13 protein-coding genes are annotated in these 17,051 nt (G+C 60.8%); 5 read left to right on the top strand and 8 right to left on the bottom strand.

What is annotated here, in order from left to right; genetic code table 11:
- Window positions 1–6: 6 nt before the first annotated feature.
- Window positions 7–2,550, bottom strand: coding sequence for a nitrite reductase large subunit NirB (nirB, locus tag ACQUQP_RS08290; protein WP_432698326.1), 2,544 nt, complete (start codon window positions 2,548–2,550; stop codon window positions 7–9).
- 484 nt (window positions 2,551–3,034) lie between these two features.
- Here nirB and metE point away from each other — a divergent pair, with 484 nt between their 5' ends.
- Entirely contained in the window at window positions 3,035–5,311 is a 2,277-nt protein-coding gene (gene metE, locus ACQUQP_RS08285; protein ID WP_432698325.1) for a 5-methyltetrahydropteroyltriglutamate--homocysteine S-methyltransferase, read from the top strand.
- 3 nt (window positions 5,312–5,314) lie between these two features.
- Here metE and cysQ read toward each other — a convergent pair whose 3' ends face one another.
- Window positions 5,315–6,118, bottom strand: coding sequence for a 3'(2'),5'-bisphosphate nucleotidase CysQ (gene cysQ / locus ACQUQP_RS08280; protein ID WP_432698324.1), 804 nt, complete (start codon window positions 6,116–6,118; stop codon window positions 5,315–5,317).
- A gap of 86 nt (window positions 6,119–6,204) precedes the next feature.
- Between cysQ and ACQUQP_RS08275 the strand changes: the two genes are divergently transcribed.
- Window positions 6,205–7,095, top strand: a complete 891-nt coding sequence (locus tag ACQUQP_RS08275; protein WP_432698323.1) for an MBL fold metallo-hydrolase — start codon at window positions 6,205–6,207, stop codon at window positions 7,093–7,095.
- 38 nt (window positions 7,096–7,133) lie between these two features.
- Here ACQUQP_RS08275 and ACQUQP_RS08270 read toward each other — a convergent pair whose 3' ends face one another.
- On the bottom strand, window positions 7,134–8,048 hold the full coding sequence (locus tag ACQUQP_RS08270) for a bestrophin family protein (protein ID WP_432698322.1): 915 nt from the start codon (window positions 8,046–8,048) through the stop codon (window positions 7,134–7,136).
- A gap of 194 nt (window positions 8,049–8,242) precedes the next feature.
- Here ACQUQP_RS08270 and ACQUQP_RS08265 point away from each other — a divergent pair, with 194 nt between their 5' ends.
- Complete coding sequence (locus ACQUQP_RS08265; protein WP_432698321.1) at window positions 8,243–10,333, top strand: 4Fe-4S binding protein; 2,091 nt, start codon at window positions 8,243–8,245, stop codon at window positions 10,331–10,333.
- A 9-nt stretch (window positions 10,334–10,342) separates the two neighbouring features.
- On the opposite strand, the gene ACQUQP_RS08260 is transcribed toward ACQUQP_RS08265, so the two are convergent.
- A complete protein-coding gene (locus ACQUQP_RS08260) occupies window positions 10,343–10,759 on the bottom strand; it encodes a PaaI family thioesterase (protein WP_432698320.1) in 417 nt (138 codons plus the stop codon).
- Between the two features lie 166 nt (window positions 10,760–10,925).
- On the opposite strand from ACQUQP_RS08260, the gene ACQUQP_RS08255 reads away from it, so the two are divergent.
- A complete protein-coding gene (locus ACQUQP_RS08255) occupies window positions 10,926–11,234 on the top strand; it encodes an ArsR/SmtB family transcription factor (protein WP_432698319.1) in 309 nt (102 codons plus the stop codon).
- Window positions 11,235–11,289: 55 nt separating this feature from the next.
- Window positions 11,290–12,342, top strand: a complete 1,053-nt coding sequence (locus ACQUQP_RS08250; RefSeq protein ID WP_432698318.1) for an alkene reductase — start codon at window positions 11,290–11,292, stop codon at window positions 12,340–12,342.
- Between the two features lie 2 nt (window positions 12,343–12,344).
- Here ACQUQP_RS08250 and ACQUQP_RS08245 read toward each other — a convergent pair whose 3' ends face one another.
- From ACQUQP_RS08245 to ACQUQP_RS08230, 4 genes are all read right to left on the bottom strand, one after another.
- Window positions 12,345–13,388 carry a hypothetical protein gene (locus tag ACQUQP_RS08245; RefSeq protein ID WP_432698317.1) on the bottom strand — a complete coding sequence of 348 codons (1,044 nt, stop codon included), beginning with the start codon at window positions 13,386–13,388 and terminating at the stop codon, window positions 12,345–12,347.
- A 2-nt stretch (window positions 13,389–13,390) separates the two neighbouring features.
- A complete protein-coding gene (locus ACQUQP_RS08240) occupies window positions 13,391–14,878 on the bottom strand; it encodes a glutamate--cysteine ligase (RefSeq protein WP_432698316.1) in 1,488 nt (495 codons plus the stop codon).
- Window positions 14,879–15,076: 198 nt separating this feature from the next.
- On the bottom strand, window positions 15,077–16,366 hold the full coding sequence (locus tag ACQUQP_RS08235) for a M18 family aminopeptidase (RefSeq protein WP_432698315.1): 1,290 nt from the start codon (window positions 16,364–16,366) through the stop codon (window positions 15,077–15,079).
- Between the two features lies 1 nt (window position 16,367).
- Window positions 16,368–16,925 (bottom strand): FKBP-type peptidyl-prolyl cis-trans isomerase, encoded by a 558-nt coding sequence (locus tag ACQUQP_RS08230; RefSeq protein ID WP_432698314.1) that lies wholly within the window; start codon window positions 16,923–16,925, stop codon window positions 16,368–16,370.
- Window positions 16,926–17,051 lie beyond the last annotated feature (126 nt).

The following is a 17,051-nucleotide window of genomic DNA, read 5'->3' as shown; positions in this document are numbered from 1 at the left end:
TCCGGCTTAGGCCATGACGATGGGCTGGGCTTCAATGTTTTTCTCTTCCGGGCGGGCCGGGCGGATCTGACCACGCTCCTGCACGAACACCAGGTTGCTATCTGACTTGTCGCTGTTAACGAACTGGCGGAAGCGCTTGACCGCCTGCTCATCGTTGACAGTTTTCTTCCACTCGCACTCGTAGGTTTCCACCACGTGCTGCATCTGCGCTTCCAACTCGTCACCGAGGCCAAGGCTGTCGTTGATCACCACCTCGCGCAGGTAATCCAGCCCCCCTTCCAGGTTGTCCATCCAGACGGAGGTGCGCTGCAGGCGGTCCGCGGTGCGGATATAGAACATCAGCACCCGGTCGATGTATTTGATCAGGGTTTCTTTATCCAGGTCTGTGGCGAACAGGTCGCCATGACGCGGCTTCATACCGCCATTGCCGCAGACATAGAGGTTCCAGCCGTTTTCGGTGGCGATCACGCCGATATCCTTGGACTGGGCCTCGGCACACTCACGGGTGCAGCCAGAGACGGCGAACTTGATCTTGTGCGGTGCGCGCAGGCCTTTGTAACGGTCCTCGATCTCAATGGCGAGACCGACACTGTCATCGACACCGAAACGGCACCAGGTGCTGCCGACGCAGGATTTCACGGTACGCACCGACTTGCCGTAGGCCTGCCCGGTCTCGAAACCGGCATCGATCAGGCGGGACCAGATCTCCGGCAGCTGCTCAAGCCGGGCGCCGAACAGGTCGACCCGCTGACCGCCGGTGATCTTGGTATAGAGGTTGTAGTCCCGCGCCACTTCGCCGAGCACAATCAGCTTGTCGGGCGTGATCTCACCGCCGGCGATACGCGGCACCACCGAATAGGTGCCGTCCTTCTGCATGTTGGCCAGAAAGGTATCGTTGGTATCCTGCAGGATCACATGCTTGGGATCGAGCACGTAGTTGTTCCAGCATGACGCCAGGATGGAACCCACTGCCGGCTTGCAGATATGACAGCCCTTGCCGCCCTTGCCGTGTTTGGCCATCAGCTCATCGAAGCTGTGAATCCCGCCAACGCGGATCAGGTTGTAGAGATCCTGGCGGGTGTAGGCGAAGTGTTCACAAAGGTCGTGGCTGACCTCCACACCCAGCTCTTCGAGCTCATGATTGACCAGGCTGGTCAGCAGCGGCACACAACCACCGCAACCGGTGCCCGCCTTGGTGGCGCCTTTGACGTCGCCGAGGGAGCAGCAGCCGCCGGCAACCGCACCCTGAATATCGCCCTTGCTGACATCGTGGCAGGAGCAGATCTGCGCGCTTTCCGGCAGTGCGGCGACGCCAAGACCCGCAGAGGGCGCGCCATCGAGGCTCGGCAGAATCATCGACTCAGGATTAGCCGGCAGATCGATCTCGTTGAGCATGTACTGCAGCAGCGAGCCGTAGCTCTCTGCATCGCCAACCAGGATGGCGCCGAGCAGTTTCTTGTTATCGCTGCTGACCACCAGTTTCTTGTAGGTACCTTCCGCCTCGTTAAGCCAGGTGTAGTTCTTCGCGCCGGTTGTGCGGCTCTGGGCATCACCGATGGAGCAGACATCCACCCCCATCAGCTTGAGCTTGGTGCTCATATCGGCACCGGCAAACTCGATTTCACCGCCGGTGAGCTGGGAAACGGCCGCCTTGGCCATGGCATAGCCCGGTGCCACCAGGCCGAAGATCCTGCCATCCCAGAGAGCGCATTCGCCAATGGCGTAGATGTTTTCATCGGAGGTCTGGCACTGGTTGTTGATTACAAGACCGCCGCGCTCGCCCACCGCCAGCCCGGATTCCCGCGCCAGCTGATCGCGGGGACGAATACCGGCGGAGAACAGGATCAGGTCGGTCTCCAGCACCTCACCGTCGGCAAACTCCATGCGGTGTACGCAGGTTTCGCCATCGACGATCTGCTGAGTGTTCTTGCCGGTGTGAACCTGCACGCCCAGCGCTTCGATCTTGGAGCGCAGCAGACCACCACCCATCTCATCCAGCTGCACCGCCATCAGCCGCGGAGCAAACTCGACCACGTGGGTTTCCAGCCCCAGGTCGCGCAGCGCCTTGGCCGCTTCCAGACCCAGCAGGCCGCCACCGACGACGACGCCAACCCTACCCTGCGCCGCGCTGGCCTTGATCGCTTCCAGATCCTCAATGGTGCGATAGACCAGGCAGTGCTCACGATCATGTCCGGGCACCGGCGGCACAAAGGGGTAGGAGCCTGTAGCCATCACCAGCTTGTCGTAACTCAGTGTGGTGCCCTTGTCGGACACGACCAGTCGATCTTCCTTGTTGATCTCAACCACCTTCTCACCGATCAGTACATTCAGGCCCCACTCCCGGTACTGATCGATCTGCCCCATGGCGAGATCTTCCGCCGTGCTGCCTGTGAAGTAAGAGCTAAGATAGACACGGTCATAGGCCAGACGCGGCTCCTCACAGAACACGCTCACCTCGAACTCACTCAGACGACCGGAATCTGCCAGGCTCTGAAGAAACTGGTGACCCACCATACCGTTACCGACGACGACCAGGGCGGTTTTGCTCATTGTGCTGCTCCTGCTTATCTGTTTCGGGCCTGCGTGCTGCGCTTTGCAAACCCCAGAAACGAAAAAAGGCGCTCACCGATCAGCGCCCTGAAAAGGAGGCTGATCGATGAACGCCTTTGTTCATCAAATAGGTTGTCCGGGATATGCCCGGCTGTTGGGAGTTCTTAAAGCAGAAGCCGTGCCAACAGAGCAGTAACCTTTAATAACAGGCAGTTAGTCGTTAACGGCTGGCAGTTACAGAACTAACGCCGCACCAGAATGGTGAGCCGGCACCGAATTAACGCTCGTTTTGGCGCACCATCCACGCCCTGTTTTAAACCTCTTCTCACCCACATCGACATACGAACATTAATTACATTCAACTCATTCTGATATTAAATCAATTTTATTCATATTAAATCGTTCGCATAATGAATCTCATGCATACGCACCCAGGGTTTAAACCCTGGACAGAACCCAGGCAAAAGTACCGATAGAGGACATCATGACAGGACTTCACATACCCGGCTTTTCACGCATCGGCGCCAACCGCGAGCTCAAGTTCGCGTTGGAGCGCTACTGGCGCGGCGAAGCCGACGCAACGGAACTGCAGCAAACTGCCCGCGATCTGCGCCAGCGCCACTGGCAGCATCAGCAGGACGCCGGGCTCGATTTTGTATCGGTGAACGACTTCTCGTTCTACGACCATATTCTCGACCATATCTGCCTGTTCGGCTTTGCGCCGTCACGCTTTGAGGCCGGACGCTCAGAGTCCGACCTGGACAACTACTTCCGCATGGCCCGTGGCCGCGCGCCCAGCGGCGAGTCCACCCATGCGCTGGAGATGACCAAGTGGTTCGACACCAACTACCACTACCTGGCCCCGGAGGTGTCTGCCGATACCCGTTTCTCCCTGCACCCGGAGAAACTACTGGCGGAGATCGATGAAGCGCTCGCCCTGGGCCACGCACCCAAGCCGGTGCTGGTTGGCCCTGTCACCCTGCTCTGGCTGAGCCGCGGCGAAAACCGCCTGTCGCTGCTGCCCGCCCTGCTGGAACAGTACGCAGCACTGCTTAAACAGCTGGAGCAGAAACCGATCAGCTGGCTGCAGATCGACGAGCCGATTCTGGCACTGGATCTTCCCAGCGACTGGCAGCAGGCGCTGCGCACCGCTTATGCCGCACTGTCTGCTGGCGAACTCAAGCTGCTGCTGACCACCTACTTTGGCGATCTGCGCGATAACCTGGAGCTGGCCCTGAGCCTGCCGGTGGCCGGCCTGCACCTGGATGCGGTACGTGGTGGCGAAGAGTTCCGCCAGGCCGCCGAGCGCCTCGGCAGCCACCAGATTCTCTCGGTGGGGATTATCGATGGCCGCAATATCTGGAAGAGCGACCTGAACACCGCGCTGGAGTCCCTGAAACCGGTGCAACAACAGCTGGGCTCTCGTCTCTGGCTCTCCAGCTCCTGTTCGCTGCTGCACGTGCCTGTGGACCTGGACCGGGAAAGCACCCTGGATGCGGATCAGCGCTCCTGGTTCGCCTTTGCGGTACAGAAGCTCTCCGAGCTGCGCGTACTCCAGCAGGGTCTTGCCGGTGAGGGCCAGGAAGCGCTGGCCGCGAATGCCGAAGCGGTCGGCGCCCGCCGTGCTTCAAAACGGATTCACAAGCCGCAGGTCGCTGCCCGCCTCAACGCTGTGACCGCGGAGGACAGCCGTCGCGCTACGCCTTATCAGGAGCGCGCCAAGGCGCAGCAGCAGCGCCTTAACCTGGGACTACTGCCGACTACGACTATCGGCTCCTTCCCGCAGACGGCGGAGATACGTGCCAGCCGCGCCGCCTTCCGCCGTGGCGAGCTGGATTTCGCCAGCTACGAAGACCGGATGCAGAGCCACATCGCCGACTGCGTTAAACGTCAGGAAGCGCTGGGAATCGATCTGCTGGTGCACGGCGAAGCGGAACGTAACGACATGGTGGAATACTTCGGCGAGCAGCTCGACGGCTACCTGACCACCGCCAACGGCTGGGTGCAGTCCTACGGCTCCCGCTGTGTCAAACCGCCGGTAATCTTCGGTGATGTGGAACGCCCCAGCGCCATGACGGTAAGCTGGTCCCGCTACGCCCAGTCACTGACCGAGAAGCCGATGAAAGGGATGCTCACCGGCCCGATCACCCTGTTGCAGTGGGCCTTTGTTCGCGACGACCAGCCGCGCTCCGACACCTGCCGCCAGATCGCCCTGGCGCTGCGTGACGAGGTGTGCGATCTGGAGCAGGCGGGCATCGCCGCGATCCAGATCGATGAACCGGCGCTACGTGAAGGCCTGCCGCTAAGGCGCGGCGACTGGAAGACCTACCTGGACTGGGCCACCGAGTCGTTCCGTCTGAGCGCTTCCGGCGTCGCGGATGACTGCCAGATCCACACCCATATGTGCTACTCCGAGTTCAACGACATTATCGAAGCGGTAGCAGCGCTGGATGCGGATGTGATCACCATCGAGACCAGCCGTTCGCAGATGCAGCTGCTCGATGCCTTCGAGGCGTTCGAGTACCCCAACGAGATCGGCCCGGGCGTTTACGACATCCACAGCCCCAATGTGCCGGAGGTCGAGGAGATGGTCGACCTGATCGAGAAAGCCGCGGCGCGGATTCCGGCACAGCGGCTCTGGGTCAACCCGGACTGCGGCCTGAAAACCCGTCAGTGGGAAGAGGTGACTCCGGCGCTGGAACGGATGGTAAAAGCCGCAGCGATACTGCGCGACAGGCTTTCGCTTTCAGAGCCGTCCTGATCGCTAGAACCCGCTCCAATCGATCTCACCGCGGCCGTGGGCGATAAACCAGGGGTTCAGCAGCTCCGAGGTATCGCCATAGCTAAGCGCTGAGCCATCGAAACGGATCACCGCCCCACCCGCCTCGGTCAACACGGCGTGGGCGGCGGCGGTGTCCCACAGGGAGGTGGGGCCGAGACGTGGATAGATATCGGCTGTGCCCTCGGCGATACGGCAGAACTTCAGCGAGCTGCCCACCGATTCCAGCTGTACCTCATCATGCTGTTCCAGCCTGTCGATCCAGGCCTGCATATCCGGGCTGGGATGGGAGCGACTGCGCAGCAGATGCCAGGGCTGACCCGGCTGGTGCTCTCGCACCTGCAGGCGTTTCTCGCCGTCTGCATCGATCCGCATGGCACCGAGTCCACGGGCCGCCATCCAGAGCACCTCATTCACCGGCGCGTAAACCACTCCCAACACCGGCTCACCCTGCTCGATCAGCGCGATATTGACGCTGAAATCACCGTTGCGCTTGATGAACTCCTTGGTGCCATCCAAAGGGTCTACCAGCCAGTAGCGCCCCTGGTCATCGGCGCCCTCAAAGCTCTCTATATCCTCTTCGGACAGGATCGGCAGCTGTGGTATCAGCCCAGCAAGCCCAGCCGCTATGATCCTGTGCGCCGCCTGGTCGGCCTCGGTCAACGGCGAGTCATCCTGTTTCAGGCTGACCTCAAAGTCCCGCGCATACACCTGCATGATCGCGTCCCCGGCTTTACGCGCCAGAGCGGCGACCGCATCGAGCAGTGCCCTATCGATCCAGTTGTTCATCACTTCCTTTTCCCTACTTCTTTTGTGGGATCCACAACCACATTATTTATGCGTTAGAGTATGGTCCCAAAAAATCGGAGATGGCCATGATAACAAGTAAACGCCTCACCTCCCTGGAGGGAAACAGCCAGATGCTCGATGGCGGTGCCATGTTTGGCAACGCGCCGAAAGCGATGTGGCAACGCTGGTGTGAACCGGACGACCTGAATCGCATCCGCCTGGGCTGCCGCGCACTGCTGGTGCAGGAGTACGCCGGTGTGCAGCGTATGCGCAACATCCTGATCGAAGCGGGTGTAGGTGCCTTCTTCAGCCCCGAGATGAAACAGCGCTTTGGGGTCCAGGAGTCTCATCACCGGCTGCTGGAAAGTCTCGCCGACCAGGGGCTGGGCCATGAGGATATCGATGTGGTCGTGCTGACTCACCTGCACTTCGATCATGCCGGTGGCCTGCTCTCCGCCTGGCAGAACGGACAGGATCCACGCCTGCTGTTCCCCAACGCCACATTCGTGGTCGGTGAAACCCAGTGGCACCGTGCCAACGACCCCCATGCCCGCGACCGCGCCTCCTATATCCCGACACTCAACCAGGCCCTGGCCGAATCGGGCCGCCTGGAGCTGGTTCCCGAAGGTGAACAGTCCCCCACCCTGGGCGCAGACTACAGTTTTCACCTGAGCTCCGGCCATACGCCGGGCCAGATCCTGCCCGAAATCGATATGCCTGAGGGTCCGCTCCTCTTTGCCGGCGATCTGATCCCCGGTGCGCCCTGGGTACACCTGCCGATCACCATGGGCTACGACCGTTTCCCGGAACAGCTGATCGACGAGAAGCGCAGCGTGCTGGCCCAGCTGGGCAAACGAAACGGCCGCCTGGTGTTTACCCATGATCCGGATGTAGCCCTGGGCCGCATCGATCAGGATGAACGCGGCCGCTACCGGGTGGTGGACACCCAGGCCAGTTTTGCGGAGCTCGCCGCCTGAACGGATCCGGCGAAACGGGTCGGTTCAGGTAAGACGGTTCAGGTAAGACGATAGTCCTTGCAGGGCTCGGGTTCCGGTAAATGCTGTTCGCCCAGCGCCTGCAGGCATTCTCGCTCGAACGTGCGGGTCATCGAATCCAGCGCCAGGCCGTTGTCGGTCTGGCCAAAGGGACGTTCCAGCTCCTGGCTGAGTTCATCGAGACCAAAAAACGCGTAAGCGACAATGGCGGTTAACAACGGCGTCGCCAGACCGGTGCCTGCCACCAGCCCAACCGGCAGCAGGAAGCAGTATAAATAGCAGATACGGTGCACCAGGAGCGTGTAGGCGAAAGGCAGAGGCGTATTACCGAGCCGCTCACAGCCGGCCACCACCTCGCTCAACGACACCAGGCGCTGCTCGAAGTTACGCACGGTGACCGGGTCCAGGCCACCGCTGTCCACCTCCGTTGCCAGCTGCTCGCCGATCAGGCCGAGCAGCGCCTCGGGCCGGTTAACCGAGGACTCGACCCGGCTCAGTTCATCAAAACGCAACCAGTTGGCCAGCCCCGGCATGGGATCCTGGTCACGCACCTGGTCGCGCAGACACTGGGTAAAGGCGATCAGGCGCCGCACCATGCGCTGGTGCCGTTCGCTGTCGACACCGCGGTAACTGAGGCTCAGACGCAGCAGGCTGCGCCCCTCCACCAGCAACTGCCCCCAGAGCCTGCGACCTTCCCACCAGCGTTCATAGCAGGCGTTGTTACGAAAGCCCAGGTACAACGACAGGGCCACGCCGAGAAACGCGAACGAGGAGGTGGTCAGTACCGGAAACAGATCGGGAAAGTGCGCATGCAGCACCACCATCAACGCGGACAGCAGCGCCACCAGAATGATCTGCGGCATCACCCGTGGTGCAATCGATCCCTGATATACGAAGAACAGCGCCAGAAACCCCGGCTTTTCACGCACTATCACTCAATAAACCCCGCCAAAACAGTTCCTTGCAGCATAACTCAGCACCCGGTTTTTCTATAGCCCCGCGCGAAGGCAGGTGAATCCCGGGAATATCCCGCCGAAAGTAGTAGCCGATTTACGCCCTTTGACCCTTAGCCCGCCAGGCTGGCATCTGCGACCCTTGATCGGATAAGAACAAGAACCGGGGGATAATCATGAGACGCGTTGTGCCACGCTACTGCCTGGCCCTGCTGATCTGGCTGCCACTGCTGGCATTCCAGGCCCGTGCTGATACCCCGGACAGGGATATTCCGTCACAGATTCAGGCACTTTTTCCGGAAGCCACAGAGATTGGCGAAAAGCAGACCGATCCGCGGGTCTGGCCGGTTTACCAGGTGACCGAGCTGATCGGCTACGCCTTCCTGTCCGGCGACTATATCGAACTGCCCGGCTTTTCCGGCGCACCCTACCAGCTGCTGGTAGGTATCGACCGTGACGGCATCTACCGCGGCGTCAAAGTGCTGGAGCACCACGAGCCGATCTTTCTGCACGGCCTGGGTCCCGAGCCGATGCACCGCTTCACCGAGCAGTATCCGGGCCTGGATCTGCGCAATACGATCAAGATCACCAGCGCCTCGGTGCGCAACAAGAGCGCCGGCAGCAACGTCTATATCGACGGCATCACCAAGGCTACCGCCTCGGCGATCGTATTGAATGAAACGGTAATGATCTCCGCCATCCAGGTGGCACAGCAAACCGGCCTTATCCCCCATCGCGAGCCACCTGCCAGGGTTCGCACCGAGGTCCAGGAGCCGGCGGATTGGCAGACACTGGTCGCCAACCACTGGGCCGAACCGCTCAGGCTGAGTAACACGGAGGTGGAAAACGCGTTTTCGCCCGGCACAGGCAGCGGCGCCAGCGGCGATTTCGCCGATCTCTACGTCACCTATCTGAACACCCCAACCACCGGCCGCTACCTGCTCGGGGACAGCCACTACGAGCGGCTGATGCAGGAGAAACTGGAGCCCGGCGCTCACGCCATCGCCGTGCTCAACCGGGGCCCCTACTCGATCATGGGCGAGGAGTTTGTACGTGGCACGGCACCGGACCGTCTGGCACTGGAGCAGAACGGCATCCAGATCGAACTGCGCGATATGGACTTTTATAACGCCATCGATCCCGAACTGCCCAGCGATCTGCCCGCTTTCCAGGAGTTCCGCCTGTTCAGTATCCCCAGCGGGGCCGGTTTCGACCCCGCCTCGCCCTGGTTTCTGAGCCTGGTGGTCAGCCGGGCGCAAGGCTATCTGAGACCTGACGAGCTCCGCTCGTTCAACACCCGCTATCAGATGCCTGAACGCTTCTTCGAAAGAGTGCAGCCCGAGGCCAGAGACACCCGGCCGTTATGGATGCAGATCTGGGAGCAGCGCGCCGGTTTGATCGCCGGACTGCTGGCCGGTCTTACCCTGTTGACCGCGATTATCCTCTGGCACCGCAAGGTGACGGAAAACGCCCGCCTGTTCCGCATCATCCGCTGGAGCTTCCTGCTCTATACCCTGATCTTTATCGGCTATGTCACCCAGGGACAGCTGTCGATCACCAACGTGTTTACCATTTTGCAGGTGGTGACCGGCGCGGCGGATAGCTCCATCCTGCTTATCGACCCGGTGATCTTTATACTCTGGTGCTATGTAATTCTGACCCTGGTGCTCTGGGGGCGAGGTTACTTCTGCGGCTGGCTCTGCCCGTTCGGCGTACTCCAGGAGATGGCCGGTGCTATCGCCACCAAGCTGAAGATCAAGCAGAAAAAGATCCCTTGGCCGCTGCATCAGAAACTCTGGGGGCTGAAATACCTGATTCTGGCCGGGCTGGTGGCGGTTAGTTTCTACTCGCTCGGCGCGGCAGAACGCGGTGCCGAGGTGGAACCGTTCAAGACGGCGATCACCCTGGGCTTTGTGCGCGAATGGCCGTTCGTTATCTATGCCATCCTGCTGCTGGTGGCTGGCCTGTTCATACACAAGTTTTTCTGCCGCTACCTGTGCCCCCTGGGCGCCTTCTTTGCCGTGATGGGGCACTTCCATCTGCTACGCTGGCTGCCCAGGCGCCGCGAATGCGGCAGCCCCTGCCAGCTGTGCAGCCACCGCTGCGGCATCCGCGCCATCGAGCCGTCCGGCAGGATCAACTACCGCGAGTGTATCCAGTGTTACGACTGCGAGGTGATCTATCGTGACGATCACCAGTGCGTACCGCTGATCAATGAGCGCAAGGGCAAGAAGCGCCCTGCACAGGTGATCGCCAAAGCGTCCTGAGCAAAACCATCAGGCGCCGGGACGGACGTAGGTGGCGGTGACATGCGCCACCGGGTCTGCCTCGTCGCCGCAACTCAGGTAGGCCTCTCCCACTGCCAGGCGTTTACCCACCTTGAGCATCCGGGCATGGCAGAGCAGATCCCTGTCCGCCGCCGGCTTGCTGAGAAAATTGATATTCAGGCTACTGGTGACCGCCATCGTCTCGATGCCGGTGCGGGTCTGCAGCGCGAAAAATATCGCCACATCCGCCAGCCCCATCATCACGGGGCCAGATACGGTGCCACCGGGGCGAAGATGCTGATCCGATACGGTCAGACGCATCACCGCCTCCCCGTCAGCCACCGATTCCAGCTCGCCGTACTGGGAACCCTGTGGAAAATGATCGCCCAGTGAAGCACGCAACGCTTCGACGGAAATCACCGACATAAAACTCTCCCGGTTACAGGTTGGTATTTTGCGGATTAAAGCGTCTCACTGTAACGTTGCGCAAGCTCCAGCGGGATTCAAACTTGGCTGCAATTTCAAAAACTCTGTTCCTCATCTTGCATATCGAATACTCACGATATACATTTCGAAAAAAAGCGATATAGATATGACCGACTCATCCGACATCGATGCCGTGATAAAGGCGCTGGCCCACCCGGTGCGCCGGCAGATTCTGACCTGGCTCAAGGAGCCGGAGCACTGGTTTGCCGACCAGGCCCATCCCCTGGAATACGGCGTCTGCGCCGGCATGATCGACAAGCATACCGGTCTGTCGCAATCGACCACCTCGGCGCACCTCTCCACCCTGCAGAAAGCGGGATTGGTGGAAACCCAGAGGATCGGTCAGTGGATCTATTACAAACGCAACGAAGCCAATATCCAGGCGTTTCTGGAAGCGATCGGGGAGAGTCTGTAATACGCCCGGCGCCTGCAGATGCGAAAACCTGCAAACCAAGGAGGCAATCCTCGCTATGAGCACACTACATCAGCCGCTGAAAGCCGGTGCACTGGAGCTGCGTAACCGCATCATCATGGCGCCGTTGACACGCTGCCGCTCCGAAGAGGGCCGGGTTCCCGGCGCACTGATGCTGGAGTACTACCGCCAGCGTGCCGGTGCAGGCCTGATTATCAGCGAAGCCACCGCCGTTACGCCCCAGGGCGTGGGGTACCCGGACACCCCGGGGATCTGGAGCGACGAGCAGGTAGCCGGCTGGCGCAAAATCACCGATGCGGTGCACGCCGAAGGCGGCAAGATGGTGCTGCAGCTCTGGCACGTGGGCCGTATCTCCGACCCGATCTACCTCGATGGCGAACTGCCGGTGGCACCCAGCGCTATTAAGCCTGCGGGCCATGTCAGCCTGGTACGCCCGCAAAAGAATTATGTAACACCCCGAGCTCTGGAAACCGACGAGATCCCCGGCATTATCGAGGCCTACCGCCAGGGTGCCGCCAACGCCAAGGCTGCAGGTTTTGACGGCGTAGAAATTCACGGCGCCAACGGCTACCTGCTGGAGCAGTTTCTGCTCGATGGCACCAACAAGCGCACCGATGCCTACGGAGGGTCCCTGGAAAACCGCGCCCGTCTGCTGCTTGAAGTAACCGATGCGGCGATAGATGTCTGGGGGGCGGACCGTGTGGGCGTGCATCTGTCACCACGCGCAGATGCCCATGACATGTCCGACTCGGATCACAAGACCACTTACGCTTACGTGGCCAGCGAGCTGGGCAAGCGCGGCATCGCCTTTATCTGCGCCCGCGAAAAGGTCGCTGAAGACAGCATCGGGCCGGAGCTGAAGCGGTTGTTTGGCGGTACCTACATCGCCAACGAAGGCTTCAGCTTCGAAACTGCCAACGCCTGGATCGAGGCCGGCAATGCCGATGCGGTGGCCTTTGGTGTGCCCTACATCGCCAACCCGGACCTGGAAACCCGCTTTGCCGAGGGCGCCGGGTTGAACACGCCGGACCCGAGCACTTTCTACGCATCTTCGCCTGAAGGCTACACCAGCTACCCGGCACTGGCCTGAGGTCAGCGATCCAGGCTGGAATGTCCGGCCTCCGGCGCCGCGTAGAACAGGCAGTCGCTCAGGGCGATATCCTGACGATGGGTCACCATGAAGAGCTTTAGCGGCTGCGTGGTCAGCAGCCGCTTCTCTTCGACGCGGAACCATTCATCGAACCGGTCGACACCGGTACCATTGCGGGCGGTAAGGCGTTCGCGACTCTGCTCGCCACCGAGCCAGCCGATAAAGGTTCCCACCGGTGCGGTACCGAAATTAAACCGCTCCAGATCAGGTGGCACGGTGAGATCGACACCGGCCACGGCACGGGTTGCAAACGCCAGACTGGCACCGGGCGCCAGCTCAAGCCTTGCCGGGCTGTGGTACAGTTCCAGATGACTTCCCTTGCGCAGGTCCAGCACCCTTTCCCGGCTGGCATACTGCACCAGTCCTTCATAGGCTACCTGATTCGCTCTCGGATCGCCGGCGCCACCACACTCGATAGTCACAATGGGACAGCTCGGCTGACTGAGCTCCATCAGCGCACCCAGTTTCAGATCGGTGACCACCAGATGTTTGGTGAATAGACAGACCAGTGCTTCATGCTGACTGTCCTCATGGGAAACCACACCAAACGCAGGGCCGGCGCCGGACGTGTTGTGAATATCGATGACACACTCGGGATGGTGCTGCGCCAATAACTGCAGCAGTCGTTCCGCCACCTGCCCCGGCACATCCTCAAACGGCGGTCGAAAGCAACGATTCATATCACGGACGCCCGGCAAATGCCGATAGCGGAAAAGCTGTTCGTGCTGAGCCGTTTCGACTGCACCAACGAAACAGACAAGATCGACCGCCGGCACCTGGCCGCTCTTAAGATAGCGGTGCAGCGCGATGGTGCCTGAGGGCTCGTTGCCGTGCAGCAGCGTACAGAGCGCACGGGTACGCCTCCTGTCCTTGCCCGGTATCAATATCATGCTGCTGCCACCGAGAAACTGGAGAAAGGCTTCCACGCTCTCCCCCCAGTCACAACTGGCAGACGCTTCAAGCACTCTGATCGGATCACTTGCCATTTTCAGTCGACATCCTTCCACTGTGCCACCGGCAGGTTCTGCCGGCTGTTTTCCATATAGTGCTGCATCATCCGACTCAACGCGATATGGCGTCGGTTGGATTTGTGCAAGCGCTGGAACTGCCGTAACTGCCAGGAGGCGCCGGTCACATTGGCGGCTATACGCTCTTCAATGAGGCCGAGATAGTAATCGCTGTCCGCGCTGTCGACTCCGGCCTTGGCCAGGCCCTTTGCCGCCTGTGGCAGCAACCGGCTGACCAGCTCGGTCGGCGCCAGTTCGTCAAAGCCCCAGCCGCGCTCACTGGGCCAGAGCAGTTTCGCCCCCATGCCGTCCTGGGCCGCGCGGTAAAAATTGTAGACCAGGGTCTGGTAAGGCATGGCCGTGACATAGCGGTCAATATCGGCGCTCAGCCCCTCCGCCAGACCGAGCAGCAAGGCGGCATTGGCCATCATGTCGCAGGCGCTTGGCCCGGCAGGTAGCGCCCTCAGTTCTATCCGCAGGTGGCCACCGTCAGCCGGGTCGTAGATGGCACGGTTCCAGGGCCAGACCGTGCCCTGGTGGAGCTGAAGCTGAAACAGCTCCGGCGTCTCCCCGGCATCGAACACGGCCTGGGGGTTCTCTTTGCTGCAGATCGGCAACAGCGGTGGATGCAGATAGACGTTCTCGGCAAACAGCTCGTGCACGCCCTCGCGTACCCAGCCGTTGCCGAGATCGACCCGGGAAGGCAGATGGGCGTCGCGAAGATCACGGGTATAACCGTCGATGGCATGCTTGAACAGCGGCACCCGGGTTTCATGCCAGAGCCGCCGGCCCACCATAAAGGGGGAGTTACAGGCGATCGCCAGGGCGATCGGCGTCACCAGCTGTACCGCATTAAAGGTACGCGCATAGGCCTTGGGCTCGACGCGATAATGCAGTTGCAACGAGGTGTTTGCGCCCTCGAGTGTCAGATCACGGGAGCGCAGCTCCACCGGCTCTTCACCGTTGATCTTGACCGAAAACAGCTTGCCACGAAGGTCAGCCAGGCGCTGGGTAAGGCAGTGGTAGCGCTTGAGATCGGTCATATTGTGCGGCCCGAAATCGCGCCGTTTCAGCGTGGGCAGAATGCCGATCGGCACGATATGCGCATCGAACTGCGCGGCCTCCCGGTCGAGCTTGTCCAGCGCTTCGCGGATCTGTTTCTCCATCACGGAGAAAGGCTGTCCGCGCACTTTTGTCGGCGCCAGGTTGTACTCCAGGTTGTAGCGGTTCAGCTCCAGCGTTACCAGCGGATCATCAACCTGCTTCTGTAGCTCCGCATTGCAGCCCACGGGCCGCCCCTGGCTGTTGACGATGTAGAGCTCCAGCTCGGCACCGAAGCTGCGGGCTCCCTGGCCAAACCGGGGCCGCGCCAGCACCTGGGCGAGCACGTCGAGGTCGGTCTGAAGTCGTTTCTGAAACCGCTGGATTGAGCGGTCCGAGTAGTCGGCGCTGCTTATCGCACGTCCCATGGGCAGGCCTCAACAGTCGGTCGGTATCGACGGGAAGAGAAGGCTCCGGGAGTCCGTATAAGCCGGTTGCGGGATTGTTCGGATTTGCCACATTGCTCGCATAACAGCCCCCTGAACTTTTAAATTCAGAATGGCACATCCCAGCGAGTTCTCAACCTGGCGGTGAGACGCCGGCGGGTAGAACACCCGCCGGATGGATCAGACTTTTGCCAGCTGAAAGAAGGGTGTCAGCACCCGGGAGAGCGCCTCGGCATCGCTGCTGCCGGCCAGTTCGCGGATCGAGTGCATCGCAAACTGGGGCACACCGATATCCAGCGTCGGCACACCGAGTTCCGCCGCCGTAATCGGTCCGATGGTGCTGCCACAGCCCATATCGGAGCGCACCACGAAGCTCTGTACCGGCACGCCCTGCTCTTCGGCCAGGTGACGGAAGATCGCGCTGGTTTCGCTGTTGCTGGCATAACGCTGGTTGGAGTTGATCTTGATCACCGGGCCGGCATTAAGCAGCGGGCCGTGGTTATCATCGTGCTTATCGGCAAAGTTCGGATGCACGCCGTGGGCGTTGTCGGCAGAGATCATCATCGATACCGACAGGGCACGGTTGCGCTGATCCGCATCAGGCATCAGCCGCTCGAGCCACTGTTTCAGCATCGGCCCCTGGGCGCCCGCGGCACTCATGCTGCCCACCTCTTCATGGTCGTTGCAGACCAGCACCTGCCCCACTCCCGGCTGCGCCGCAAGCAGCGACTTGAGACCGATAAAGCAGCTCAGCAGGTTATCCAGCCGCGCCGAGGCGATAAACTCAGCGTCAAGGCCAACCTCAGCGGCTCCCTGGATGTCGTAAAAGCAGAGTTCGTAATCGAGCACTTTGGCCACGCCCGATTCGCCTTCGGCGGTCAGACGCTGCGCCAGCAACTGACGGAAATCGGGTTTTTCCTCGGCCTGCCCCAGCAGCGCCGGCAGATAGGTCTGGGCATTGATTGCACGGCTGGAGTTGGCTTCCCGGTCCAGGTGGATCGCAAGGCTTGGAATGGTCGCCACCGGGCGCTCAAAGTTGATCAGAGAGCTGTGCAGCTCGCCGGACTCATCGCGCCAGACCACCCGTCCCGCGATCGACAGGTCTCGGTCAAACCAGGGGTTCAGCAGGGCGCCGCCGTACACCTCCACACCGAGCTGGAAATAGCCCTTGCGACTCAGCTCCGGTTGCGGTTTGACGCGCAGACAGGGGGAGTCGGTATGCGCACCGACCATGCGCCAGCCGGTTCTGGCCGGATCCACATCCTGAGGCTGGCGCCAGGCGATGATCGAAGAACCATTCCGGCAGATAAAATAGCCCGCACCGGGTTCCAGCGACCAGCTGTCCTGCTCACTGAGTTCGCTAAAACCTGCCCGGGTCAGGCGCTCTGCCATGGCGCTGACCGCATGCCAGGGGCTGGGCGAAGCATCGAGGAATTCGATCAGTTCACTGTTGAACGGGGTTGTTGGCATGTCACTCTCCTGTGGCAGGCTGTGCTGCACCTGAATGCTCGATATCCAGTAGTTCGACCTTGAAGATCAGCGCCGAATTGGCCGGGATCCCCGGCGATGGGCTGCGGGCACCGTAAGCGAGGTCGGCGGGCAGATAAAGGATCCGCTCGCCACCGACACGCATATCCATCAGACCTTCTGCCCAGCCCCTGATCACCTGGTTCAACGGGAAACGGGCCGGCTTGCCACGCGCGTAGGAGCTATCAAAGATCTCGCCATCGATGCGCTTGCCCTCGTAGTTGACCACTACGATATCCTGCGCCGTCGGCTTGGCGCCGTCCCCCTCGCGCAGCACCTTAAATTGCAGCCCGGAGGGTTTCACCTGAATACCGGGCTTTTCAGCATTCTCGGCCAGAAACGCATCACCGGCGCGGCGTGTGTCGTCGTTCAGGGCTTTGTCGATCAGTTCCTGACGGAAGCGCTCCTCTTCCGGATCTTCGCCGCATCCATTCAACATCAGCACGGCGCCGAGCAGGCAGATCGCCATTCCACCCCTGTGCCAATACCTTGAATCGTTCATCAAAAGCCCCAAACCTGTGAAAAGAGGCTAATTTTACATTAGAACCCTGCCTGACTACACTCGAAGGTCCGGCCAGCGGAACTCGGCGCTTAGAGCGTGTGTCTGAGTTAACAACGAACAATCTGG

The organism is Marinobacterium sp. YM272, assembly GCF_050908845.1.
Taxonomy (GTDB): Bacteria; Pseudomonadota; Gammaproteobacteria; order Pseudomonadales; family Balneatricaceae; genus Marinobacterium_D.
Note: the sequence above shows the minus strand (reverse complement) of the source record. Positions and strands in the feature narration are given on the sequence as shown.

What these genes read in the sequence shown, in the direction of transcription:
- ACQUQP_RS08250 (WP_432698318.1), top strand. Translation starts at nt 11,290, where the DNA reads ATGAGCACACTACATCAGCCGCTGAAAGCCGGTGCACTGGAGCTGCGT.
- ACQUQP_RS08245 (WP_432698317.1), bottom strand. Translation starts at nt 13,388, where the DNA reads ATGGCAAGTGATCCGATCAGAGTGCTTGAAGCGTCTGCCAGTTGTGAC.
- nirB (WP_432698326.1), bottom strand. Translation starts at nt 2,550, where the DNA reads ATGAGCAAAACCGCCCTGGTCGTCGTCGGTAACGGTATGGTGGGTCAC.
- ACQUQP_RS08265 (WP_432698321.1), top strand. Translation starts at nt 8,243, where the DNA reads ATGAGACGCGTTGTGCCACGCTACTGCCTGGCCCTGCTGATCTGGCTG.
- ACQUQP_RS08240 (WP_432698316.1), bottom strand. Translation starts at nt 14,878, where the DNA reads ATGGGACGTGCGATAAGCAGCGCCGACTACTCGGACCGCTCAATCCAG.
- cysQ (WP_432698324.1), bottom strand. Translation starts at nt 6,118, where the DNA reads ATGAACAACTGGATCGATAGGGCACTGCTCGATGCGGTCGCCGCTCTG.
- ACQUQP_RS08235 (WP_432698315.1), bottom strand. Translation starts at nt 16,366, where the DNA reads ATGCCAACAACCCCGTTCAACAGTGAACTGATCGAATTCCTCGATGCT.
- ACQUQP_RS08230 (WP_432698314.1), bottom strand. Translation starts at nt 16,925, where the DNA reads ATGAACGATTCAAGGTATTGGCACAGGGGTGGAATGGCGATCTGCCTG.
- metE (WP_432698325.1), top strand. Translation starts at nt 3,035, where the DNA reads ATGACAGGACTTCACATACCCGGCTTTTCACGCATCGGCGCCAACCGC.
- ACQUQP_RS08260 (WP_432698320.1), bottom strand. Translation starts at nt 10,759, where the DNA reads ATGTCGGTGATTTCCGTCGAAGCGTTGCGTGCTTCACTGGGCGATCAT.
- ACQUQP_RS08275 (WP_432698323.1), top strand. Translation starts at nt 6,205, where the DNA reads ATGATAACAAGTAAACGCCTCACCTCCCTGGAGGGAAACAGCCAGATG.
- ACQUQP_RS08255 (WP_432698319.1), top strand. Translation starts at nt 10,926, where the DNA reads ATGACCGACTCATCCGACATCGATGCCGTGATAAAGGCGCTGGCCCAC.